The organism is Reichenbachiella ulvae, from assembly GCF_025833875.1.
GTDB lineage: Bacteria > Bacteroidota > Bacteroidia > Cytophagales > Cyclobacteriaceae > Reichenbachiella > Reichenbachiella ulvae.
Genome location: NZ_JAOYOD010000001.1, coordinates 3,798,725 through 3,824,060, shown reverse-complemented (window position 1 = coordinate 3,824,060; position 25,336 = coordinate 3,798,725). Strand labels below are relative to the sequence as shown.

18 protein-coding genes and 2 tRNA genes are annotated in these 25,336 nt (G+C 40.3%); 12 read left to right on the top strand and 8 right to left on the bottom strand.

What is annotated here, in order from left to right; genetic code table 11:
• Positions 1 to 43 precede the first annotated feature (43 nt).
• The 5 genes from N7U62_RS15420 to N7U62_RS15400 all read right to left on the bottom strand — a co-directional run bounded on the left by N7U62_RS15420 (position 44) and on the right by N7U62_RS15400 (position 3,108).
• Positions 44 to 502, bottom strand: a complete 459-nt coding sequence (locus N7U62_RS15420) for a JAB domain-containing protein (protein ID WP_264138895.1) — start codon at positions 500 to 502, stop codon at positions 44 to 46.
• 64 nt (positions 503 to 566) lie between these two features.
• The gene (locus N7U62_RS15415; protein WP_264138894.1) at positions 567 to 878 is read right to left on the bottom strand and encodes a single-stranded DNA-binding protein; all 312 of its coding nucleotides are present in this window, start codon (positions 876 to 878) and stop codon (positions 567 to 569) included.
• A 392-nt stretch (positions 879 to 1,270) separates the two neighbouring features.
• Positions 1,271 to 1,543 carry a helix-turn-helix domain-containing protein gene (locus N7U62_RS15410; protein WP_264138893.1) on the bottom strand — a complete coding sequence of 91 codons (273 nt, stop codon included), beginning with the start codon at positions 1,541 to 1,543 and terminating at the stop codon, positions 1,271 to 1,273.
• On the bottom strand, positions 1,540 to 2,778 hold the full coding sequence (locus N7U62_RS15405; protein ID WP_264138892.1) for a site-specific integrase: 1,239 nt from the start codon (positions 2,776 to 2,778) through the stop codon (positions 1,540 to 1,542). Before N7U62_RS15405 ends, N7U62_RS15410 begins: the two co-directional genes overlap by 4 nt.
• Positions 2,779 to 3,031: 253 nt before the next feature.
• Positions 3,032 to 3,108 (bottom strand) — tRNA-Asn (locus N7U62_RS15400).
• 311 nt (positions 3,109 to 3,419) lie between these two features.
• Between N7U62_RS15400 and N7U62_RS15395 the strand changes: the two genes are divergently transcribed.
• From N7U62_RS15395 to N7U62_RS15360, 8 genes are all read left to right on the top strand, one after another.
• Positions 3,420 to 3,857: an Hsp20/alpha crystallin family protein gene (locus tag N7U62_RS15395; RefSeq protein WP_264138891.1), complete on the top strand. Its 438-nt coding sequence runs from the start codon at positions 3,420 to 3,422 to the stop codon at positions 3,855 to 3,857.
• 137 nt (positions 3,858 to 3,994) lie between these two features.
• On the top strand, positions 3,995 to 5,482 hold the full coding sequence (locus N7U62_RS15390; RefSeq protein WP_264138890.1) for a Do family serine endopeptidase: 1,488 nt from the start codon (positions 3,995 to 3,997) through the stop codon (positions 5,480 to 5,482).
• A 180-nt stretch (positions 5,483 to 5,662) separates the two neighbouring features.
• On the top strand, positions 5,663 to 8,473 hold the full coding sequence (locus tag N7U62_RS15385) for a hypothetical protein (RefSeq protein ID WP_264138889.1): 2,811 nt from the start codon (positions 5,663 to 5,665) through the stop codon (positions 8,471 to 8,473).
• 67 nt (positions 8,474 to 8,540) lie between these two features.
• The gene (locus tag N7U62_RS15380) at positions 8,541 to 10,760 is read left to right on the top strand and encodes a TonB-dependent receptor (protein WP_264138888.1); all 2,220 of its coding nucleotides are present in this window, start codon (positions 8,541 to 8,543) and stop codon (positions 10,758 to 10,760) included.
• Between the two features lies 1 nt (position 10,761).
• Positions 10,762 to 11,577: a DUF4249 family protein gene (locus tag N7U62_RS15375; protein WP_264138886.1), complete on the top strand. Its 816-nt coding sequence runs from the start codon at positions 10,762 to 10,764 to the stop codon at positions 11,575 to 11,577.
• A 60-nt stretch (positions 11,578 to 11,637) separates the two neighbouring features.
• Positions 11,638 to 13,182, top strand: coding sequence for an L-piperidine-6-carboxylate dehydrogenase (gene amaB / locus N7U62_RS15370; protein WP_264138885.1), 1,545 nt, complete (start codon positions 11,638 to 11,640; stop codon positions 13,180 to 13,182).
• Between the two features lie 67 nt (positions 13,183 to 13,249).
• Entirely contained in the window at positions 13,250 to 16,210 is a 2,961-nt protein-coding gene (locus N7U62_RS15365) for a ligand-binding sensor domain-containing protein (protein ID WP_264138884.1), read from the top strand.
• A 206-nt stretch (positions 16,211 to 16,416) separates the two neighbouring features.
• Positions 16,417 to 17,496, top strand: a complete 1,080-nt coding sequence (locus N7U62_RS15360; RefSeq protein WP_264138883.1) for a hypothetical protein — start codon at positions 16,417 to 16,419, stop codon at positions 17,494 to 17,496.
• A 51-nt stretch (positions 17,497 to 17,547) separates the two neighbouring features.
• Here N7U62_RS15360 and acs read toward each other — a convergent pair whose 3' ends face one another.
• Positions 17,548 to 19,443: an acetate--CoA ligase gene (acs, locus tag N7U62_RS15355; protein WP_264138882.1), complete on the bottom strand. Its 1,896-nt coding sequence runs from the start codon at positions 19,441 to 19,443 to the stop codon at positions 17,548 to 17,550.
• A 231-nt stretch (positions 19,444 to 19,674) separates the two neighbouring features.
• Between acs and N7U62_RS15350 the strand changes: the two genes are divergently transcribed.
• Positions 19,675 to 20,847, top strand: a complete 1,173-nt coding sequence (locus N7U62_RS15350; protein WP_264138881.1) for an AIR synthase related protein — start codon at positions 19,675 to 19,677, stop codon at positions 20,845 to 20,847.
• A 129-nt stretch (positions 20,848 to 20,976) separates the two neighbouring features.
• Positions 20,977 to 21,660, top strand: coding sequence for a toxin-antitoxin system YwqK family antitoxin (locus tag N7U62_RS15345; RefSeq protein ID WP_264138880.1), 684 nt, complete (start codon positions 20,977 to 20,979; stop codon positions 21,658 to 21,660).
• 38 nt (positions 21,661 to 21,698) lie between these two features.
• On the opposite strand, the gene N7U62_RS15340 is transcribed toward N7U62_RS15345, so the two are convergent.
• Positions 21,699 to 21,775, bottom strand: a tRNA-Ala gene (locus tag N7U62_RS15340).
• Between the two features lie 139 nt (positions 21,776 to 21,914).
• On the opposite strand from N7U62_RS15340, the gene asnB reads away from it, so the two are divergent.
• Positions 21,915 to 23,789 (top strand): asparagine synthase (glutamine-hydrolyzing), encoded by a 1,875-nt coding sequence (asnB, locus tag N7U62_RS15335; protein WP_264138879.1) that lies wholly within the window; start codon positions 21,915 to 21,917, stop codon positions 23,787 to 23,789.
• A 66-nt stretch (positions 23,790 to 23,855) separates the two neighbouring features.
• On the top strand, positions 23,856 to 24,719 hold the full coding sequence (locus N7U62_RS15330) for a universal stress protein (RefSeq protein ID WP_264138878.1): 864 nt from the start codon (positions 23,856 to 23,858) through the stop codon (positions 24,717 to 24,719).
• On the opposite strand, the gene N7U62_RS15325 is transcribed toward N7U62_RS15330, so the two are convergent.
• Complete coding sequence (locus tag N7U62_RS15325) at positions 24,716 to 25,279, bottom strand: hypothetical protein (RefSeq protein ID WP_264138877.1); 564 nt, start codon at positions 25,277 to 25,279, stop codon at positions 24,716 to 24,718. The two genes, N7U62_RS15330 and N7U62_RS15325, sit on opposite strands and share 4 nt — an antisense overlap.
• Positions 25,280 to 25,336 lie beyond the last annotated feature (57 nt).

Below are 25,336 nucleotides of genomic sequence, written 5' to 3'. Positions count from 1 at the left end.
GAATAGTGCTTTCCAAGCAATTAAAATAAAACAGATAAAAGCCTCACAAGAGGCCCTCATCCGCAAAGCTTTTATATCCACTATTAGAAATGATTAAGTGATCAATCAAGGGTAACTCCATGAGTTCACCCACCTGCTGAAGCCTTCTAGTAACTGACAAGTCCTGATTGCTGGGGTTGAGCTTTCCACTGGGATGATTATGTGCCACGATGAACTGTGAAGCATTGCACAATAGGGCATGCTGAAATATTAGTTTCGGGTCAACCAGCGTACTTGATATTCCTCCAATTGATATGATAGAATATCCCAGGATTTGATTGGCTCTGTTGAGAAACAAGGCAATGAATGCCTCTCTATGCTGAATGTCCACAGGGAATACTTCTCTAATAAGTGAGTTCACCTGCTGAGAACTATTAATTGTTGTTAGATTGATCGGTTCATTAGAATGGTAGGTAGCCTTAACCTCGGCTACTCGCTTGACCGTTTCGATTGTACTTTTCATATATGTTTTTTGAAAGGCACAATGGGTGTACTGAGCTTATGCCAGGCTTTCACCTGGCATACTATCAAAGATTCAATTCGCTGATTCGCAACACTTTTTGAGCTCTATCATTTCCTTCTGCATCTTTCCATTTGTTAGTGACCAATCGGCCCTTTACAGAAATACTCCTTCCCTTGACGAGAAAGTCAGCAACCTTAGGAACGGTTTTACTCCATTTGAAGCATTTGTGAAACTCGACAGTATCTACCTTGTTACCTTCTGTATCGTAGTAGATCTCATTATCTGCTAGAGAAAAGCTTAAAAGTGATTTTCCATTGTTGATAGTTTTGACCTCAGCATCTGCGGTCAATCTTCCTGAAACGACTAATACATTCATGTTTGTAAAATTTAAGTATGACTTTTCTGAAAGGAATGGGTGTATGGACTGAACTTAAGATGACTACAATGATTTTGCTGTGTAAAACATCTCCAGAAAGTGAGGGCTAAGTAAGGTTTTATCAATTGAACATGTCAAAATAAATATGCAACTGTGTTGCAAGAGCAGCGAATTATTCTCATTTTAATTGGTTAATTTTATCGGAAATCGGCAGTCTTATTAAGGCGTGAGAACTGCACTTAATATGAATTGAATTAACTGCTGGAATTGAAGGGTATATGAGTGGGTGCTGCTTTCTGATATGCAAATAAAAAATCCCCCGGGGTGCTTTTCCATTTGGATTAGCCCCGGGGGGTTAGTAATAGGTGCCTATGTGTATGGGGGATATAATATTAAGCCCTTACCTCATTGGCTTTCATGACGGCCATGATCTCATCATAATCGTAGAAAATGGTTCCGTCCAATTTTGCATATGGCAATGTGCCATTGATCCGAAAATTTTGAAGTGATGACATTGAAATGCCCAACATTTCGGCAACCTCCTTCGATCGCAACCATCTTTTTTTGGATGCTCCTGAATGTGCCAATGCTTGTTGGAACCTTTCATTCATTCTTTCTTCAAAATCAGCCAGATCTTTCTTAGTTAATAAATCGTTAGTACTCATGAGACTCTTTTTAAATATTTAACACTTTGTTCATCAACCTTATTCTTGAGGTTTTGAAAGTGCTTAGCCAACCCAATATCCCTCACCTTTGCATAGTGCTTTTGAGTGATGGTTACATTAGAATGACCAAGGGCCTTAGACACAATATCCATAGGCACATCATTAAGTATCAAAACTGTTGACGCGAAGGTCTTACGCGCAACGTGGTGAGTTAGTCTCTTTGTGATTCCACACAATTCGGCTATCTCTTTTAAATAACTATTAACTTTTTGATTAGAGTATACAGGCAGCAAGGTGCCCTTTATCTCACACAATGGATGATTGGCATACTTGTTAAGCAATGCCTCAGCTTTCGGAAGCAAGGGGACGCTATAGGAAAGTTGTGTTTTCTTTCTTACTACTTCTATCCACTTGAATCCGTCCTTTAGTTGTGAGATATTAAAAACACTTAATGCTTCAGATTCTGCATAACCCAATCCTGTATAACATGAAAAAAGGAAGAAATCTCGAACATACTCCAGACGTTCTATTTGAAACTCCTTTTCCTCTAGTCTCTTCAATTCATCTTCATTAAGAAACACAACCTCTTTATTCACATGCTTCATTCGATAATTGCGAAAAATGTTCTTATCAATCAACTCATGTTCTTCTGCATAATTCATCACGTGTTTGATGCGTTGTATTTCCTTATTTACGGTGATTTGCTCTACTCTCTGCAAACAAAATTGTTCGTATCGAGATAGGAAGCCTTTCTTCATTTCGGATAACAATACATCATCCAAGTCCATTTCTGTTTTCAGGAAGTTCTTGAGGTGCTTTTGAATGTACTTGAACTTATTGATAGTAGATTGCTGATAGCTTCTTCCCTCCAATTTTTGAATACCACTGATATACTGGTCAAAAGTATTCATTAGTGTAGCTTGCTCAATTCTTTCACCTTTCAATGCTTTGATGATCTTATCAGGACTCACTTGCATGTTTTTTCTTTCAAGATCGTAGGCTATGTCTAATACCTGAGACCTTAATCGATCGAGCTGGTTATTGTATCGAGTTACTTCAGTACTCCTGCCTTTAATTCGGTTTTTGGAAGCGTCCCAATCTTTCTCAGGGATTTTAATTCCGGTAGAATACTTTGAGCTTTTTCCGTTGATTGTAATTCGTAAGTATATAGGTGCTAGGCCTTTGCTATTCACCTTAGATTTATAATGATAAAACAGCACATTAATTCTCTCCATATAATTGATGTTTATTAAAAGGTCTTATAATAAGTTAATAAAAGTGACCAATAGAAACAAATATAAATGTCTGAAAATCAATGCTATAACAACTATTTTAAGAGTTGTTATAATAGGGGACCGATTTTGAGAATGGGGGACCGATTTGGATACATTCAATCTGCTTCTAATGGTTAGAAACTGGGAGGGTGTAAAAGCAAAAAACCCACTAGAAGTGCTTTCTAGCGGGTTTTGTATCTCTTTAATTTCTCTTTGGCTCCTCAGACTGGGCTCGAACCAGTGACCCTCTGATTAACAGTCAGATGCTCTAACCAACTGAGCTACTGAGGAATAAATCTGAACCATCTTATTGGCTCCTTGATTTTGGGAATGCAATGTTAGCAGCTATATTTTAAATTCACAAAACAAGTACTAAAAAAATATCTAGTTTTTTCATTGTTCAGGAATAGAGTTGGAAGATTCAGGGTTCTTAGGGAATATTTTTAAATCACCTCAGATAATTGCGGTCATAATGACATGTTATTTTGCTATTAATTCGCAAAAACGGACTTAATGACAGTATTTTGTCTGAAAAATTGTATTGGCATAGAACTCGCTATACACTGAGTGAAATTGATTATTAAACTTAAAATTTTAAAGATATGTCACTGATTAAATACAACCCAGCAAAATCAAGAACACAAGGTGTTAGCAGATTTTTTGATGACATTTTTAACGACAACTTTTTCAATACAGACTTGTCGCTTGAAAGATTCTTTATTCCACAAGTAGACATTTCTGAAACTGAAAAAGATTTTGAACTACAGTTTGCACTGCCAGGCTTCAAAAAGTCAGATGTCAATATTGATTTGAACAACGGTGTTTTAACTGTAAGTGGAGAGAGAAAGTTTGAGGAGAAGAAGGATGAGAAAAACTTCCACAGCGTTGAAACCAGATATGGTTCATTTAGCAGGGCTTTCCAATTGCCAGATAATATTGACGATGAGAAGGTAGATGCTAAACTTGAAGATGGAATTCTAAACATCGTCGTACCAAAAGATGTGAAGAAAATCCAAAAGAAGAACATTGCAATAAAGTAAGTTTAGGTTAGGTTGGTTTAGCCCCGGTTATTAACCCTTATGGGGTTTTTGCCGGGGTTTTGTGTTAAAGATTGTTAAGCACTGGATCAAATAATTTTTTATATCGTTAATTGTTCAGATTCCAAATACTAAGAGATATGAGTACAAGAAAAAACTTTATAGGAATGATAGCTGCTTCACTCATAGGAGGTGTAGTAGCGATAGGTGGTTATCATATATTGATAGATAACGAGGTAGTTGAACCAGTAAACCCACCTAAACAAGAAGTTCAGTTTTCTAATTTTAGTAATAGCCCTAAAGCTTCAGTTCCTGCGGAATTAAACTTTGTGGATGCTGCCAAGGTGGTGACTCCTGGGGTAGTGCATATTCGCAGCACAGTAGAGGCTCAGCCTGCTGCAGGTAGATCTAGAGATCCATTCGAACAATATTTTAGAGAGTTTTTTGGAGCACCAGGAGGAGGGGGATACCAGCAGCGACCTTCTGTAGGCACTGGAAGTGGAGTTATTATTAGCCCTGACGGTTACATCGCAACTAATAATCATGTGATTGAAAATGCTGATGATATAGAGATACTACTCAATGATAATAGAACCTACAAAGCCAAGATGGTGGGTACGGACCCAACTACTGATTTGGCCCTGTTGAAAATAGACGAAAAGGGATTGCCATTTGTAAAATTCGGTAATTCGGATGCCATTGAGGTAGGTGAATGGGTGCTAGCAGTGGGTAATCCATTTGAATTTAGATCTACTGTTACAGCTGGTATTATTAGTGCCAAAGGGAGAAATATCAACATCCTAAGAAATCGAAACAGACTTCAGATTGAGTCTTTCCTACAAACCGATGCGGCAGTAAACCCAGGAAACTCTGGTGGAGCATTGGTTAATTTGAATGGTGAGTTAGTTGGAATTAATACCGCTATTGCCACTCCTACGGGTTCTTATGCGGGTTACTCTTTTGCCGTTCCATCCACATTGGTAAAAAAAGTAGTGGAAGACCTTAAAGAGTACGGGGTAGTACAGCGAGCCTTACTAGGTATTAATATTACAGATGTCAACGCCCAGTTGTCTGAAGAGGAAGACTTAGGTGTATTGCAAGGGGTATACGTAAGTGGAGTGAATGCGAATAGTGGAGCTGATGAAGCAGGCATCAAAGAGGGAGATGTGATTATTGCAATCAATGGAGCGAGAGTCAACAAAACTTCGGAATTGCAAGAGAAAGTGGCTCTGAATAGACCTGGTGATAAAATCGATGTTACCATTCTAAGAGATGGAAAAGAAAAGACGGTAACTGCGACTCTTAAGAATACATTAGGCACTACTACTACTGTAGCAGCTACTAACAACAGTGTCATAATTCAGGGGGCGACTTTTGAGGATTTGGCCGATGAAGATAAAGAACGGTTAAATCTGGAAGGTGGAGCCAAATTGGTAGTGCTGGAATCTGGTATCTGGAAAGAAGCCGGAATCAACGAAGGTTTTATAGTCACTAGAATTGACAGAAGAAGCATCAGTAATGTAGAGGATTTGTCCAGAGCATTGACTGCAGCTAATGATGGTTCTGGCGTTTTGATAGAAGGTATTTATCCAAATGGACAAAAGGCATACTATGGTATCGGTTGGTAATCAATGATGTATAGATAAATAATAGAGCCGTTGGACAATAAGTTCAACGGCTTTTTTGTTTAATATCACAAGGGAAGTTACATTTTTGGATGAATGCATGGCATTATTCGATGACTCATTTGATTTTAAGCTTGTAATCTTCCTACATTTGTTTGTATTATACCTATTTGCCGAACCAATATGAAAAAGTTAAGCACCCTTCTCCTTCTTTCAATCATTTGCATTACTTCAGCTTGTATCACTCAAGACAATACGCCAGAGATAGAAGAATTAAGAGAGGAACTACTCGCTGAAATTGACGCACTAAAAAATTTACTAGATCAAAATAATTCGATAACTGAAGTTAGAGTAGAGGCGAACAACCTCGTGCTTGTATTCAGTGATGGATCAATTATAAGTACTCCATTGCCTGAACAACATGTTCCTGTAGTGGGTGAAAATGGTAATTGGTTTATAGGGTCGGTGGACCTTGGAGTTCCTGCCGAATCCGAGATACCAGTCATAGGTTCAAATGGTAACTGGTGGGTTGGCGGTCAAGACACTGGAGTGAAATTTGAAGTAACTGATGGAGTAGATGGTACAGATGGACTGACGCCTTACATAGGATCAAATGGCAATTGGTGGACGGGAAGTACTGATACAGGAGTGCCAGCAGAAGGAGTGAATGGTACAGATGGTCAAACACCCTACATTGGCACGAATGGTAACTGGTGGTTTGGTACAACCGATACGGGAGTTCCTGCCCAAGGTCAGGATGGTGTGGATGGAACTAATGGTACCAACGGTACAGATGGAGCAGACGGTCAAACACCTTACATTGGTACGAATGGGAATTGGTGGATAGGTACAACTGATACGGGAGTTCCCGCCCAAGGACAAGATGGAATAGATGGTACGAACGGAACAGATGGAACAAACGGAACTGATGGTGTGGATGGCCAGACACCCTATATTGGCACTAATGGTAATTGGTGGATTGGAACTACAGATACAGGAGTTCCAGCACAAGGTCAGGACGGTATTGACGGAACGAATGGTACAGACGGGGTTGATGGAACGAATGGCGTAGATGGTCAAACACCCTTTATCGGGACTAATGGCAACTGGTGGATTGGTACGGTAGATACAGGAGTAGCAGCCGCTGGAACGAATGGAACGAATGGGACTGATGGTGTGGATGGTGAAACTCCTTATATTGGTACCAATGGCAATTGGTGGATCGGTACAGTGGATACAGGAGTTTTAGCACAGGGGACCAACGGGCTGGATGGGAATGGCATTGCATCAGTTTCCTATGACCAAACTACTGGTATTCTTACTATAGTATTGGATGATGCCACTACTTATGATTTCTTGTTATCCTATGAGGCTTCTTTGACTGGAGTAAAATTGAATGATCTTAACGGAGAATTCTTGCTGTCAGCAATCTATAATGGAGATGTTCCTTTTGTAACCTTTGATTATAACATCGATGACAGGTTGCAAACCATTACTTATAATACGACTGTTTTAAATGTCCCTACTAAGTATCTGACTATCGATAGAACCTACACCGCGGATGGTGATATTCAGACTCAAACATTCACTGAATTTGCTACTAAGAAAAAAGCGATTCAGGAAGGTGAAGTGTGGCCTGACAAGGAATTGGGAATCAAAATGACTTTAGCTGATGCGTTTACCGAAATTACAGGCGGAGTATATGATCCCACATATGAAAGCGAGCTGTATACGGCCATGTCAACGGATGGGATTTTCAATGATAGTTTGTTATATGTTGTTGTGAATGAATACAATGAGACCACTGAATTGTACGAAGATGTCGTACGTAAGTACATGGTTAGAAATGCTGATGCCACTCAAGAATTTGGTATCGTGGAAGTAGGGCCTGAGGGAATTTATGCATGGTCTACTCCTTACAATGAAACGGATGGGATTTGGTCTGGCACTTACAATTCAATAAACGCCTACGACATTGACTTGAGCTACTATGACATGACCAATAGCCAATTTGTATTAGGTGGGTATACCACTATCAATTATTATCCATGGGGTCAGCCAGCTTTCCCGACTACCTTACCTGTTGATAACATTGATGCTACGGTTACACCAGATTTAATAGAGGATTTTACTGAAATAGCAAGTACTGACTATGAGAATCCAGGTCTTGGTTTGTCAGGTGCTTATAAAACGCTTTTCAAGAGATATTCAGGATACGAGCCAGGAGAAGTGATGGACTCATACACTTTACAGTATTCTTATGATACACCAGGAGGTAATTTTAATCTGCAATCAGATATTGATGGTACGTTTGAGGATGTCGTTAATGTAACTGTTACCAATGGGCAGGTGACGAATGTGGCGGTTTATAATCCGAATTTAGAGGTACCGGGTTTTGAAGATTATTTAGGCTTTACCTATGACGCAAACGGGAAATTGATCAACATAAGTGTAATCAAGGAAAGTGCGCCAGATGTAGTGAGTATTTCATATGACACTGAGGGCAACCCTATCGAGTTTGCAGTCAATCCTTCACTATTGCAGGGGGATGGAGACACAGGTCCTGATCCAACAGTTTTAGCCTCTTTGGGATTAATTTATGCATATGACGAATATGACGCCACTTTGGGAATGGTGGTTGAAAAGTACCATTACCCGAATGACTATACTCCGATGCTGAGTATCAAGTATGACTATACGATGAAGGATTTTATGAATCACACCTTTATGGCCGCTAATCCATTATTGTCGTTCTTTAAGAATTCCAATGCGATCAAGCAGGTTTCATGGGCTGGTCATGGTAGTGCCATTTTCAATGAATATACTGCATTTAACAATGGAGGGTATCCTACCCAAATAAAGACTTACCTTCAGGTATCCGCTAGTGATGTGCCTTTGGATCTGAGTGCAGAACTTGAAGATTTTGGTATTCCGATCAATGGATCAGTAGCTGTGACCTACAATCTGGAGTATATCCAAAAGACAGCTCCTTGATAGGAGCAAAAAATATATTTAATTCAGAACCCTGATCTTATAGATTGGGGTTTTTTAATTTTAGTCTATGCTCACCAAAAATACTTTACTGCTGTTATTCTGCTGGGGATTTTCTTATTTGACCCTAGCCCAAGAATTAATTAGTGGTAGAGTAGTGGGTCAAAATGGAGAAGGTATCTCGGGAGTTCATGTAAAGGTACTAGAAGGAGAAAGGGCTACTTATTCAACTAATAGTGGAGCATTTAGCCTTTCCTGTGAAACTCCCTGCCAATTGAGTTTTACTCATGTCAATTATGAGTCATTTTTCATCAATTTGGTAAAGCCAACAGAGTTGATGGTTAGTTTGAAGGAATCTGATCGAACGCTGGATGAGGTCAAGGTGGAAGCAGATGTGGTTAGTGATATTGAAAAGGTCAAAGCTATTGATATTCAAAATTTGGCCACTCTGTTTGGAGAGGATGATATTGTCAAATATCTGGTAACCCTACCGGGGATCTCCAATATCAATTCTTTTGATGCAGGAATATCTGTAAGAGGTGGTAGTACTACCGAAAATGCCTTTTTAGTCAATGGGGTGAGAATTGCAGATCCGAAACACATTTCTACTTTGGTTACAGCTTTTGATCCTTATATTTTGAATAAGGCGGAAGTATATAAGGGAGGTTTTCCTTCATTGTACAATGGCAAATTGTCGGGTTACGTGGATATGAATTCGAGTCCCGAACTCGAGGCTACAGAATTGGCTGTATCTGCAGGAGTGATTTCTTCTTCAATTAAATTAGGAAGTGCTTTTGGGAAGGAAAAACAACATAAGCTTAAAGTGTCTGGGCGTCAGTCCTATTTGCATTTGGTTTCCGATATGTATGAAAAGCGAGAGAAATTGGATCAAATCCCAAAGTATTCTTTAAGAGATATTACTTTGTCCTATGAATGGCAAGTGAGAGATGATTGGACTGTTTCATTTTTTGGATTGTCCTCATCGGATGATTTGCCATTGGTTTTGAACAATGACAACCTCAACAAACTGAATTGGAAGGCTAATTCTGGGATAGTTGGGGTAACTAGAAAGCTTGCAAATAGAGGCGATCTAAGTTTACAAATTGGATATAATGATAATGACTCTAGATATCGTAATGAGTCTGCGAATCAAAAAATCAGAAGTACATCAAGTAATTACTCCTCCCTTCTCAAATGGTCTCAAGCCTTTAATGACAAGTTATCTCTTATGGCAGGTTATCGATTTGAGCATTCCAGCTACAATATCATCGAAGGAGTGGATGTCGAAAACGAAAGTAATTTGAATACCAGTTTACATAGCTTGTTTATGGATTGGATCTATTTCCCAACAGACCAGTGGAGTTTTACTTTGGGTGCTAACGCCTCCTATTTTTCTAGTCAGGCGGATTTTATAGATCTGGCTCCTCGATTCAAAATTCAGCGTTATTCGGATCATTTGGAGCTGTGGTTAGATTATGCTCGAACTAATCAATATGAAGAAAAACTTCCCTTTTTTACTATTAGAAGCCCGATTGATATTCCGGTGCCTTTGGGGGAGGATAATAAATCTGCTACTAGCGATCAGATTTCTTTAGGAGCTAGATGGAATTTGCTTGAAGGACTGAGCGTAACTGTATCACCATTTTATAAATACATGCAGCATGTGAAAGATTTTAGTGCTGACAGCCGTTCTAATTTGGACTTTGAATCGATCAGGATGTTGGAAGGAATAGGTGAGGCCTATGGTGTAGAATCTTCCCTTCAACTCAATAGTGAGAAAATAGAAGCAAGTATCAATTATACTTATCTCAAATCAATCCGTCTCTTCGACGAAATCAATGATGGAGATATTTTTAGCCCACCGTTTGATATTACTGCTAATATTTCTTCTAGTATTATCTTTCATCTGAATCAGCATTGGTCAGCTACCGCATTTTGGACGTATGCATCAGGTGTATATGTCACCATTCCAGGAGGAATAATTGTTGCAAAGGATTTGACGGATCCAAATTCTATCGTGAACTATGTGCCAGTTTATGGCGATCGATATAATTACCGACTGCCAGCACGCCATAGGTTGGATCTGGGGGTGAATTATTGGACTCAAATGGGAAGCAAAACATCACTAAAAATTGCGGGCGGTACCTACAATACATATAATCGACAGAACGCTGATTTTGTCTATTTCGAAGTAGAGAAGAACGATGAATTCTTTGTTTCGTTCGTGCCAAAATCCAAAATGGTCTTACCTTTTGTGCCTTATCTTTCACTCACGTTTTATTTCAAATAAGATGAAAGGCACATTGAAATATATCGTCATCTTCTCCTTGATTCTCTTTGGTTGTGATCTCGAAAGAGAATTGGACATTCAAAATGTTGATATCGAGCGTCAGTATTTCATCGAGTGCTATTTGCAACCGGATTCTCTGTTCAATTTATCCGCTACAGAGGTCTCGCCTATTTTTGAGGATTTTATCTTGGACTACTCCCTTGATTTCGATGTGTTTATCATAGAGCAAGATACAGTCGAACTTTTACAGAGCCTTTTTATAGAAGATGAAACGGGGTATATATACAATTTTGGGAGTGGCCGACGCTTGCGACCTGAGGCAAATCAAGTGGATTTGCTGGTTGTTTCTCCTCAGGGAGACTCTATCAGAGGATTTACCAAAGTACCTTCCTCCATTGATATTTTGGAAGCCAATTGGACAGACAATCAAATTTCCATCCAATTCGAAAGCTCTGATAATCCACAAGAAAATTACTTTCTCTACATCATCAATTATCAGGTAGAAAACCAAGGCGAGAGGCCTCAGGAAAAAAATGAGTTGACCTATCTGGATTATAGTTTTCTGGAGGAAAGGCAAACCTTGAATGCAGTAATTGATTCAGATTCTTTATCACTAAGCTCAGAAGTAGACGTGACTTTAATGCGAGTGACGAGAGAGAATTTTAGGTATCAAAAGTCACTTGATGCAGCAAAAAATGCCAGTCAGGATAATGTGACTTTCCCATCGCCATTAGAAGGAAACATCATGGGAGGTCTGGGTATTTTCACATGTTTCACGCAAGATCATCGCTTGCTAATAAGGAGCGACAATCCCTAGATTTTATTCACAGAATCGATATGCATTGCATAGATTTGTCTAAACACAAATACCCAAAATATGTCAAATTTTTACGGAATTAAGGAGGCGCTCGATAGTCTTCAATTATCAGCATCCGAACTCGGTGTGAGTACAGGGACCGAGTGGATCAAAACTTCAGGAGAAACCATCATATCTTCTTCGCCTGCCGATGGCAAGGAAATAGCCAAAGTGCTAGCAGCTGATACGGATGCTTATCATCAAGTCATAACTAAAGCCCAGACGGCATTCAAAGAATGGAGAATGGTGCCTGCTCCTAAAAGGGGAGAGGTAGTTCGGCAGTTAGGAGAGGCCCTTAGGAAAAATAAAGAAGCTCTAGGGAAACTGGTTTCTTACGAAATGGGAAAGTCGTATCAGGAAGGTCTTGGCGAAGTGCAGGAGATGATCGATATCTGTGATTTTGCAGTTGGATTATCGCGGCAGCTATATGGGTTGACGATGCACTCTGAGAGACCGGGACATCGCATGTACGAACAATATCATCCACTTGGGATAGTCGGAATTATCTCTGCTTTTAATTTTCCAGTAGCCGTTTGGTCTTGGAACACCGCCCTTGCCTGGGTTTGTGGAGACGTGACGGTTTGGAAGCCTAGCGAAAAGACTCCTTTGACAGCCATTGCTTGTCAAAAAATAACGGCAGAAGTTTTTGCCAAAAACCATGTTCCCGAGGGGGTGAGTAATTTGGTCATTGGGGATGCAAAAATCGGACAATTACTGAGCCAGGATAAGAATGTTCCATTGGTATCAGCCACTGGATCTACCCGAATGGGTAAAGCAGTAGGAGAAGAAGTCGGTAAACGACTAGGCCGTGCCTTGTTAGAATTAGGAGGAAACAACGCCATAATCATGACTAAAAATGCCGACCTGGATATGTCTCTGATTGGAGCTGTATTCGGAGCAGTGGGAACCTGTGGCCAGCGATGCACCACTACTCGTCGATTGATTATTCATGAGGATATTTTTGATGAGGTGGCAGAGAAATTAAAGAGCGCATACGGTCAATTGAAGATTGGCAACCCACTGGATGAATCGAATCATGTGGGACCATTGATCGACAAAGATGCAGTCCAAATGTATGAAAATGCCATTGTCAAAGCTAAGAAGGAGGGAGCCAAAACGATAGTCGATGGTGAAGTATTGGCTGGTAATGGATATGAATCTGGGTGCTACGTGAAGCCTGCTATTTTTGAGGTAAAGAATGAAATGGAAATCGTGCAGAGTGAGACCTTTGCTCCTATACTCTATCTCATCAGGTATAGCGAATTAGAAGAGGCCGTTGCGATGCAAAATGATGTGCCACAAGGTTTGTCTTCGGCTATCATGACCAGAGATATGCGCGAGTCCGAATTTTTCTTATCTCATCAGGGATCAGATTGCGGTATTGCTAATGTCAATATTGGAACTTCAGGCGCTGAAATTGGAGGAGCATTTGGAGGTGAAAAGGAAACTGGTGGAGGAAGAGAATCGGGTTCGGATGCCTGGAAGGTCTATATGCGCAGACAGACCAACACGATCAACTATACCAATGATTTGCCTCTGGCTCAAGGTATTAAATTTGAATTTTAAGAGCATATTATCTTTATCTGTTAGGGCTTAAGTGGTTTTTAATTAAATTAGATAACACTTAAGCTCTATGCAGATTTATTATTTCCTCGCTTTTGTAACCATACTATGGACGTCACTTACGGTGAATGCAGGCGAATTGCGTCAAAGCACCCTTGGAAAGGAACAAAATGGAGCTAAGCCTAAGCTATATTTCAAACATATAGAAGGTCTCAACAACAATCAGGTTACCGCTTTTGCTCAAGATAGTGAGGGCTATGTATGGATAGGAACCAATGATGGGCTTCACAAATATGATGGCCACTCTTTTCGACTTTTCCTAAAAGGAGGTGATTCAAGTGCCATTAATTCCAGCCGTGTCAAATGTTTGCTAACGGATCGATATGGTGAAGTATGGATGGGGGCGACAGATGGACTCTGCAAGTACAATCGAAATTTGGATCGGATCGATGTCCTGCATGTAGAGAACCGATATTTTCCTGAGTTGCAAAATCCAAATGTGATCATGGAACTGGAAGAGGATTCGACCAGAGGTTTGATTTATGTGGCCAGTTTGAATGAAGGACTTTTAGTCTATGATTATAACTCTGATGTAATCGAACCTTTTTTTCCTAAAGGAGAGATAGAACCTATGGCAAATTACTTGCTCAAGAGTATGAGCCTTCGAGCCATTGCCTTGGATAAAAATAATGATCGACTCTGGATTGGTCATAGCGAAATGGGAATGGAATATTTGGATCTCAAAACAAGGAAAACCCATTCCTTTCCTTTGGTGAATAATGAAGGTGACACCATACGTCAGGTCGTGTCTATAGTGGTGGGTAAGGACAATCAACTGTGGGCTGCTACCCCGAATGATGGAGTATTTTTAATTAAGCTTGGACCGAAGAATCCAGTGGTTTTGAAAAATTTTATTCATACCAAGAATGATGAGTTTTCACTATTCAATAATCATATAGTCTCTATTTATAAAGATCGGGAGAGTCGTATTTGGGTATGCAATGACAATGGCGGCTTACACCTATTTGATTCAAATATTGACGGGTTTTATCGATATATACCTGACAACTCCATGAACTCCATTACCAATATTTCAATTCGCTGTGTTTTTCAAGATCGGCAAAAAAGAATGTGGATAGGAACCGCATTAGAAGGGGTAGATGTAGCTGACCCTTATCGTTTCAAATTTCATCTGATCAAAAAATCTAAGGAGAAGGGCGAAAGTTTAAGCAATAATATTGTCAGAGACCTTCATCAGGATAAAGAGGGAAAAATCTGGATAGCAACCGATGGTGGCGGAATTAACATCTACAATCCAGATAACAATAAGATAGAAGTCATCCGTTATCAGGAAGCGTCATCTAATTCAATTAGCTCCGATGCGGTATTGTGTTTTTTAGAAAGACCTAATGATGAAATTTGGATGGGAACCTGGAATGGTGGCATCAATATTATCAATACTCAAACAAGGCAGATAAGGTTATTCAGGCCTGATTTGGCCGAATTGCAAAGTACATTTGAAATGATCACGGATCGGGATGGTGATATTTGGGTCACTGGTTTTAATCAGGGTTTAAGCAAAATTAATCCTGAGACCGGATCTGTTATGAATTTTAGGGCTGACGAATCTATAGCGCATAGTCTCAGGAGCAATATGACTTATGCAGTGTTTGAGGATAGCAAGGGTAATATCTGGGTCGGCGGAGAAAATGCTGGATTGTATCTTTTGAAATATGAAAATAAGGACAAAGGAATTTTTGAGCCTTTGATTTTTGACCAGGTAGAAGGATTGGACATAGCCAATGACTGGGTTTCTCAGATTCATGAAACTAGAGAAGGGAGGATCGTATGTGCAACTTCATCGGGGTTGATTGAGGTCGATTCAGAAACGATGACCTATTCTTTTATCCTTAGTGATAAACTACCCATTGCTGACGTTCGGTCTTTAATTCAAGAAGACGAATCGAGTTATTGGCTGGCTACCACGGCAGGTCTTACCCGATACTTTGTGGAGTCTGATTCGGTGATTAATTATTCTAAACGAGATGGGCTACAGGAAGGCAATTTTACAAAAAACACAATACTTCAAACCAGAGAAGGATTCATCTATGTGGGTGGAACTGGAGGCTTGAATTATTTCGACCCTAAAAACATTCCATATAATGATCAAGCTCCTCAAGTGCACATCACTTCACTCAAACTTTTTAATCACAAAGTAGGTATTGGTGATACGACTCAATTGCTAAGTCGACATATTTCACAAACGGATAAGCTGACTTTTGAAAGTCATCAATGGAGGTTTACATTCGGGTTCGTTGCGCTGAATTATACGCGTCCGGAGTTTAACCAATATGCCTATATGATGGAAGGAATGGAAGATGGTTGGAACTATGTAGGGAATCAGCGGGAGGCCACCTATACCCATCTCAATCCAGGAAAATATACCTTTTTGGTAAAGGCATCGAATAATGATGGAGTGTGGCAAGAAGAGCCTACGCGTTTAGATATTGTGATCTTGCCACCATGGTGGTTGACTTGGTGGGCTTTGTTGATTTGGGCTTCAGTATTCGCTTTGATCGTGTTGGGAGTGATCCAATGGCGAACCTACCGATTGATGAATCGTGAAAAAAGATTGAAGCAAATGGTACGTCAGCGTACTACACAGTTAAGCGAAAAAAACAAGGAACTGGAGCAACTCAATAAGGCAATAATGGATCAAGCGGAAGAATTGAGAACCTACAATGAAGCCCTAAATACCATGAATGAGAAGCTAGAGGATCTGGTGGAGATTCGCACCAAAGAAATTCAGGATAAGAATGGTAAACTAACCAAGTTTGCCTTCGACAATGCACATCGAGTCAGAGGCCCATTGACTAGAATATTGGGTTTGATGAACTTATTGAGAAAAGAAGAAGAGGAGAAACAGAAAGATTTTTGGTTAGATAAGATTCAGGAAGCCTCACAAGAAATGGATCAAATCACGCGTAGTATGAGTAGTGAAATTGATAATGATTTGAAAGACGAAAAATAATGTAGTTTTGAGCTGGGATCAACCAAATTCACATGACTAGTTCTAAATGGCTTCTAGCCGCATTGATTTTATTTAGCTTTTCTTCTTACGGCCAAAATGATTTTCGCGAAGGTTATATAGTTTCCTGGGATCAGGACACGACCTATGGATTTATCGACTATAGAGGGACTCGAATGAACTCCGAAAAATGTTTCTTCAAAAGAAACTTGGAGGGAGAAAGAGAAGAATTCAGTCCTAAAGACATTAAGGCTTATAGATATACTGATAGTAAGTATTACATATCAGAACATATTGAAACAGCTGATGGTTCAAAACAAATTTTCATTGAATACCTCATAGATGGGATTGTAGATATCTACTACTATTTTGATGATACAGGAGGGCATTATTTGATAGATAGTGACGGGAAACTCCTGCCATTGGAAATAAAGGAGAGGGAGGTCTATAAGGATTATAACACCTACATAATGGAGAGTAAAGAATATGTGGGATTACTAAAATATTCTTTCAGTCAAAGCCCAACTCTTATGCGAAAAGCGGAAACTGCTCGTCTAGATCATAAGAGCTTGATCTCGCTATCATATCAATATCATCAGGAAGTTTGCGCTGATCAATCTTGCGTTATTTATGAAAAGCAGATGCCGTCAGTTTTGGTGAATTTTGGACCTTTGATTGGTAGCCAGATGGTTTGGTTGAAAAGTGGTGAGAATGCTTATCCTAATGATAGGAGATATCTAAATGGCAATTTTTATACCTCTACCCCATCGGCAATTATTGGCATTTTTGCACGAATTAACTTGCCCAATGTGGATGAGCGAGTCCATTTGCAATATGAGGCAAGTTACCAAAACTGGAGCGCGACTGCTCTCAACTCTCGGTATTCAGACATATATAATAGCGACATTCGAAACGAAGTGACCTTTGATAATCAGTTATTTAGTAATTCAATTATGCTTAGGTTTCATTTCCCTTCATCTCGATTAAGACCGGTTATAGCTCTTGGTGGTTTTGTTGATTATATCATCAGTAATGATTTCTATCGAGATAGATCAGTATATCAATATGATGATGGAGTTTTATTACCTGTTGGAAGAATTGAATTATTAGACCCTTATCAACAATTTAATTATGGGTTTGCTGTTAGTTCGGGTTTGCTATGCCAGACTGCTAATAAGAGAGAGGTTCATTTAGATCTAAAATATCAATTTTCTCCCAATTATTATATTAGTATGACTTCTCATCAAGTATTGTTGACTTTGGGATATAGTCTAATCAAGATGAAATAAAACCACCGCCTGATTGTCAAACGGTGGTTTTGTTATCCTATAGTTTGGAGACTATTGAGCTCCTTTGATGATTTCATCTACTACTTCTGGGTTTAAAAGTGTAGAAGTATCACCTAAGCTGCTGGTATCGTTTTCGGCTACTTTGCGTAGGATTCGTCGCATGATTTTACCAGAGCGTGTTTTTGGTAGCCCTGGTACAATTTGCACTTTGTCCGGCTTGGCAATTGGCCCGATGATCTTGTTGACCGTCGCGCGAATTTCCTCTTTCAAGTTCGCCTCGGTACGGCCTTCCATATCACAGATTACATAAGCGTATATGCCCTGACCTTTGATATCGTGAGGGTATCCTACGACTGCTGATTCTACCACTTTTGGATGCTCATTGATGGCATTTTCCACTTCAGCGGTTCCCATTCTATGGCCAGAGACATTGATTACATCGTCTACACGTCCCAGGATTCTGTAGTAGCCATCCTCATCTCTTTTTACACCATCTCCTGTAAAGTACATGCCTTTGTAAGTGGAGAAATAGGTGTTCTTGCAACGCTCATGATCCCCATATGTCGTTCTGATCATGGATGGCCAGGGTTTACTGATGCAGAGGTTTCCTTCCACTCCATTTCCTTTTAATTCTTTGCCGTCCGCATCGACGATCACTGGTAGTATACCCGGCAGAGGTAGCGTGGCATAGGCCGGTTTAGTCGGAGTATGCCCTGCCAATGGAGAGATCATAATTCCTCCTGTTTCCGTCTGCCACCATGTATCTACGATTGGGCATTTGCCCTTGCCTACATGGTCATGGTACCAGTGCCAGGCTTCTTCGTTGATCGGTTCACCCACTGTACCTAATACTTTCAGTGAATCTAACTTATAAGGCTCTAATGGTTCCAGGCCGTAGGCCTGAAGGGCTCTGATCGCAGTTGGAGCGGTATAAAATTGATTGACTTTATATTTATCCACGATTTGCCAAAAACGTCCTGCATCAGGGTAGGTAGGCACACCTTCGAACATTACGGTCGTGGCTCCTGAAAGTAACGGTCCATAGACAATATAGGAGTGGCCCGTGATCCAACCCACATCGGCTGTACACCAATAGACATCATCCGAATTGTACTGGAAGACATTTTGGAAAGAAAACTGAGAATAGACCATGTAACCACCGGTCGTATGAACTACTCCTTTCGGTTTGCCAGTCGACCCAGAGGTGTAGAGAATGAAAAGCATATCCTCTGAATCCATTTCTTCAGCAGTATTTTTGCTCGATGCTTTGGCTACTTCTTCGTGCCACCAAAGGTCTCGACCTGCCTTCATTTCCACAGGTGTTTTGGTTCGCTCTACAACTATTACCTTTTCTATCGTGCTACACTTTTCCAGTGCTTCGTCCACTACTTTTTTTACTTCGATGGACTTGGCTCCTCTAAAATTCCCATCTGAGGTCAGGACCATTTTGGCTTCACAGTCTATAATTCGATCAGCTAAAGCTGAAGATGAAAAACCTGCAAATACCACCGAGTGAACGGCACCTACTCTAGCACATGCCAGCATGGCTATGGCCGCTTCTGGCACCATCGGCATATAGATGATCACACGATCTCCTTTTTCTATACCATGGCTTTTCAGCACATTCGAAAATTCACATACCTTATCAAATAATTCGTGGTAAGTCAAAGTGATATTTGCCTCTTTGGGATCGTTGGGTTCCCAGATGATGGCAGGTTTGTCTCCATGGGTGAAGAGGTTTCTTTCGAAGATATTTTCAGTGATGTTGAGTTTTCCATTGATAAACCATTCTACTTTGGCCTCCTCAAAATCAGATTCAACAACTTTATCCCATTTTTTTCTCCAATAAAATTGATTGGCTACCCGCTCCCAAAAAGTATCGGTGTTCGCAATACTCTTTTCGTAAGCGAGAAAGTACTCACTTAAGTTTTCTACCTTATTTAGCATTTAATAATTATTTAGTCTTTGGTTTCTTGTTTTTGTGTTCACCTATTCGGCTACTTGAACTGACAATTTTTTAAAAATTTAATTCTTTTCCTACATCCCGAATGATTTATTCGCTGGGATGCAAAGAATTGGGGCTAAGTGTCTTCAAGTTACGGCTAATAAAGCTGGAAGTATTTCTGAGAAGGCAAAGCATAGTTTATTAGCTTTGCGGCAATATTCATTGCACGGATCATGGACGAAAGATATATGCAAAGAGGGGTTTCTGCCTCTAAAGAAGACGTACACAACGCGATTAAAAACATTGACAAAGGGGTATTTCCAAATGCCTTTTGTAAGATCGTGCCCGACATGCTGGGTGGTGATGCAGATTACTGCAATATCATGCATGCAGATGGTGCAGGAACTAAATCGTCTTTGGCGTATATGTACTGGAAGGAAACAGGAGATCTTTCCGTCTGGAAAGGAATCGCCCAAGATGCCGTGATTATGAATACGGATGACCTGCTTTGTGTAGGTGCCGTGGACAATATCTTGCTTTCTTCTACCATTGGCAGAAATAAAAACCTGATTCCGGGAGAAGTGCTAACTGCATTGATCGAGGGCACTGAAGAGGTGCTGCAGATGCTCCGTGACAATGGAGTGGATATTCAATCCACAGGAGGTGAAACTGCTGACCTGGGAGATCTGGTCCGAACAGTGGTTGTGGATAGTACGGTTATTGGCCGCATGAAAAGGTCAGATGTCATTAGCAATGAAAAAATTCAGGGTGGTGATGTGATCGTCGGGCTAGCATCTTATGGCCAAGCTAACTACGAATCGGAATATAACGGGGGAATGGGCAGTAATGGACTGACCTCTGCACGTCACGATGTGTTTGCTAAGAAATACATGGAGAAATATCCGGAGTGCTTCGATCCATCAGTTCCCGAAGACTTGATTTACTCAGGTAGCAAAGACCTTTTGGACAAGGTAGAAGGCTCGCCCCTGGATGCAGGCAAATTGGTCTTGTCTCCTACTCGAACTTATGCTCCGATTATCAAGAAAATATTTGAGCAGGGGCATCGATCAGCCATTCACGGAATGGTGCATTGTAGCGGTGGGGCACAGACTAAAGTGCTACACTTTGTAGATGGAGTTCATGTGATAAAAGATAATCTTTTCGAAATCCCTCCTTTGTTCAAGTTGATCCATCAGGAAAGTGGTACAGATTGGAAAGAAATGTATAAGGTATTCAATATGGGTCACCGCATGGAACTATATGTACCGGAAAACCTTGCTTCAGAAATCATCCAAATATCTGAATCTTTTGGAGTAGCAGCTCAGGTGATCGGTCGCGTTGAGCAATCAGAAACCACGAAGGCTACCATTCAGACCGAGAATGGTGAGTTTGAATATTTGAAGTAAGAGCTAGTTTTTCTTCCTAAGGAGTATGTCTGAACATACTTTTTTATATCTCTAAGGGGACTTAAGGCGGCCGTACTATTATTAGTGCGGGCAATCCACTATATTTATGCTATACCTAATCTTGATAGCATGAAATTTAAGCTGATCCTACTCCTAATAACTTTTCTGCCTTTTATTCTTTCCGCCCAGGATTCTGAGATTCTTTCCCATAGAGATATTGAGCAAAGAGGAGATGATCTTTACTATTTAGTCGATTCTGACAAACCTCTTGATGGTGTGGTTAGGTATAAGAAATTCGGGACTAAAATCATTGAGGATACGTATAAGAAGGGCGTTAAAGATGGGCTCAGTACCGTTTACTATAAAACAGGAGAAAAGAGATCAGAAACGCACTATTCTAAGAATAAAATGGACGGGCCATTTGTAGAGTGGTATGCCAATGGCCAAAAAATGATCGAGATGACCTATGTCAATGATCTGGCAGAAGGGAAAGTGACCAAATGGTATGAGAATGGCCAAAAACGATTTGAGGCTCATTATGTCAAGGGCGAATTTGAGGGAACAGATACCTGGTGGTTTGATAATGGGAAGAAGAAATCAGAAACCAATTACAAAAAGGGTCGAAAAGACGGCCTGCATACTGAATGGTATCCTAATGGTCAGATTGCTGCCAAACTCAAATATGTAGATGACAAAGTCCAGGGCTACTGCGCACGATGGCACTCGAATGGTCAGCTAGAAGCAGAATTAACTTTTAAGGATGGCGAAATCGTTGAGAAAAAATATTGGGACGAGAACGGAAATGAGCGCTGAAAAATAAAAAAGCCGACTCGTATGAATCGGCTTAAGGGTGGTGGAGCATATCGGATTCGAACCGATGACCCCTACGCTGCCAGCGTAGTGCTCTAGCCAGCTGAGCTAATGCCCCATGCGGGTGGCAAATATATGTCGATTTTTTAATTTCTTATTGTTTCGCTCACAGCTTTCGCAGGTTTTTCTGATTGCTCCAGATAAATCATCCAAAAGACAATAGGCTTTCATTATTATTGTGAGCAAATCAGTCTTATATGTGCGGCATTACCGGTATTTGGTGTTTCAATGAAGTGGGGCGTTTTCAGATGACTAATCTGGAAAAATCCACTCGATCTCTCGAACATAGAGGGCCAGATGATCATGGTACATGGAATGATCATTTGGTTGGTTTGGGACATAGAAGACTTTCCATTATTGATACTTCTGATCTTGGACATCAGCCGATGCAAATCCTCGATGGAAGATACATCATGGTCTTCAACGGGGAGATTTTTAACTACCAGCAGTTAAGAAAGGAACTAGAGAGTAAAGGCGTAAGATTCGAATCTGAGACGGATACTGAGGTAATCATGCATCTCTATGCTCAAGAAGGTAAAGCGTGCTTGTCCAGGCTGAATGGTTTCTTTGCTCTGGCCATTTATGACACTCAAAAGAAGACCTGTCTGATCGCTCGTGATCGTATTGGGATTAAACCCTTGCTCTACTATCAAGATGAATTTAAGGTGCTTTTTGCGTCTGAGATGCAGGCCATATTGGCATATGGGATGGATCAAAAAGTCGATAAAGATGCACTGCATTATTACCTTCAACTCAACTATACCCCTGCTCCTCTCACGATGGTGGAGGGAGTGAAAAAGTTGATGCCAGGAGAATGTATAGAGATCATTGATCAGGAGATTCGCTTGAGTCGGTATTATCATGTGGATGAGACAAGATCTCCATTGACAGAATTGAGTTATGAGCAGGCGATCAAAGAATTGAAGAGTCGCCTGGATGCATCTGTGCAAAAAAGAATGATGGCTGATGTACCACTAGGTGCTTTTTTGAGTGGGGGGATCGATAGTAGTGTCATCAGCAGTTTGGCAGCAAGACATACAGATCATCTGTCTACATTTTCAATAGGGTTTGAAGGAAATAAATTCTTTGATGAAACCCAATATGCAGAAGCTGTAGCCAAGAAAATAGGGTCCAATCATACCACTTTTCGTCTTAGCAATGATGAGATATTTTCCAATCTGGATGATTTTGTTAGGCATATAGACGAGCCATTTGCAGATTCGTCCTCTTTACCTGTTTACATATTGAGCAAAAAAACCAGAAGGCATGTCACGGTGGCTTTGTCAGGTGATGGAGCTGATGAAATATTTTCGGGGTACAACAAGCATGCTGCCTGGTATGAAATGGAAAATGGCGGATTGAAGAGTCTAATGATAAAATTGATGCTGCCAATGGCTAGCAGAATGCCCAAATCGAGATCAGGATTTTTGGCCAATAAAATGCGCCAGGTCATGCGGTATGAGGAGGCGAAAAAATTATCTCCGAAGGATCGCTACTGGTTTTTGGCCTCTTTGGGGTCTGCAGAACAATCCAACAACTTGGTCAGGGAGCCTAGTTTAGATTCAGAATACTTTGAAAGATGGATGACGGGGATGAATGAGTATAAGGACATCAATGATCTGATGAAAATGGATGCTGCATTTGTGCTACCCAATGACATGTTGAAAAAGGTAGATATGATGTCTATGGCGGCTGGGTTAGAAGTTAGAGTGCCCTTTTTAGACCATGAATTGGTTGAGTTTGTTCAGCGTTTGCCATTTGAATATAAAATCAATGGCAAGATGAGAAAGCGAATTCTTCAGGACACATATAGAGATATTCTTCCGCCAGAGCTATATCGTAGACCCAAAAAAGGTTTTGAAATGCCCTTGTTGGATTGGTTGAAGAGTTCATTGAGAGGTGAGTTGGATCAATACCTTTTTGATCAGGAAAGAATTGAAGACGGTGGTGTTTTTAATTGGAATCAAATAAAGAATTTAAGGGAGAAATTACACTCCTCAAATCCAGAGGATAGTCATGCTCATGTTTGGGCATTGTATGTTTTCCAAAAATGGCATTCCCGTCATTTTTAATTCGCCGGGTTCTTGCGATCCATGCTTTTTAACTTAATTTTAATTCATAAATAAACTGCTACTTGAATGCTGAATCTCGACAATCTGCTAGTCTGCCTGGATGGTACCAATCTTGACGATAATCTTCTCGAATATGCCTCCATGATGGTAGGTTTTTTCAACAATAGGAAAACTACTTTTATACATGTAGCTCCTACCAATATGGACACCAAGCTACATCACGAGCTGAAGGCAAAGGTTGATGCCAAGTTCAAGGTGGATTGTGAGAAAGAGGTGGTCGTGATTCAAGGAACGGGTGCCAACCATATTCTAGGTTGGGAGGGTCTGAAGGATATTGATTTAGTAGTGTTAGGTATAAAGCCGCGTAGCATTTCTACTGGTGTCAATGCAACTAAGGTTTTGAATGGGTCTTTGTGCTCGGTGATGTTGGTACCAGTGACAGACAAGTTTGAAGTCAATCGAGTGTTAATTCCGCTGGACTTCTCAGAGAACTCCCTTCGCTCGCTTAATACCGCCCTCCGCATCAAAGAGCACACGGACATTAAGATATTCTTGCAGCACGTGTATTTCGTACCAACAGGGTATAGCAGTACAGGTAAGACCTACGAAGAGTTCGCCGAAATCATGCTTAAGAACAAGAAGAATGAATATGAGGCTTTTAAGAAGCAAAACGATCTGGATGACAGCAAATTTGAAGTGATATTTACTTTAGACAATGATCAAAAGCCGTCGGACAATATCTATGAAATGGCTCAGGAAAAAAATGTTGACTTGATCATTATCGCTTCAAAAGGCAGAACCAAAGCTGCCTCAATGCTTTTGGGTAGTACAGCGGTTAGCCTAGTACATTATGATGAAGACGTGCCGTGCCTGGTCGTAAAGGACAAAAATGAAAGCATGAGCTTTTTCGATGCCCTTTTGAAAATCTAGAGCTTAACTTTTCCTCTGATTTGATAGCCAGTTGAATCTAAAGCAATGATTTTTTGAAGTCCTTGTAGTTGATAGTTTGAAATAAGTCCCTCTGATTTATCAAAATCAAATTGCGCTTCATTTCGTGTGCGATACAGATAATTGTCCCTCTCTTCGATCAAATAAAGTTGGGTTAATTGATCATCGTCAAAGGTCAGCTGAAGGAGCAGAGGCCCAGCATATTCTTCGGGTTTTCGTTGGTAGGTGGTTATGTTGCCTTCCTCGGTTTTGGTGTAACCGCCATTGGTGAAGATATAATCGAACTTTTTGTTGTTCAGTACCTTGAATTCTGATTTTACAAAGCTGGTATCAATTTGGATATCTAGGGTCTCTTGCACGCCGTTGATACTGCCAGATTTACTCAGGCTTTTTCCGTCAAGCCCGGTTTTTTGAAGATTAATGAGGGAATCTACCAGCGCCAATTTTTGATCAGACTTCACTACAATTTCTTTCTGATCAATACAGGAAGAAAGTATTAGGGTTAAAAGAAAAAGGGAAGTAATTAAAAAGTTTATTTTCATATTGTCATCGATCAGCGGCTAAATTAAACGAAATATGCGGGAGAGGGTTAGTCAATT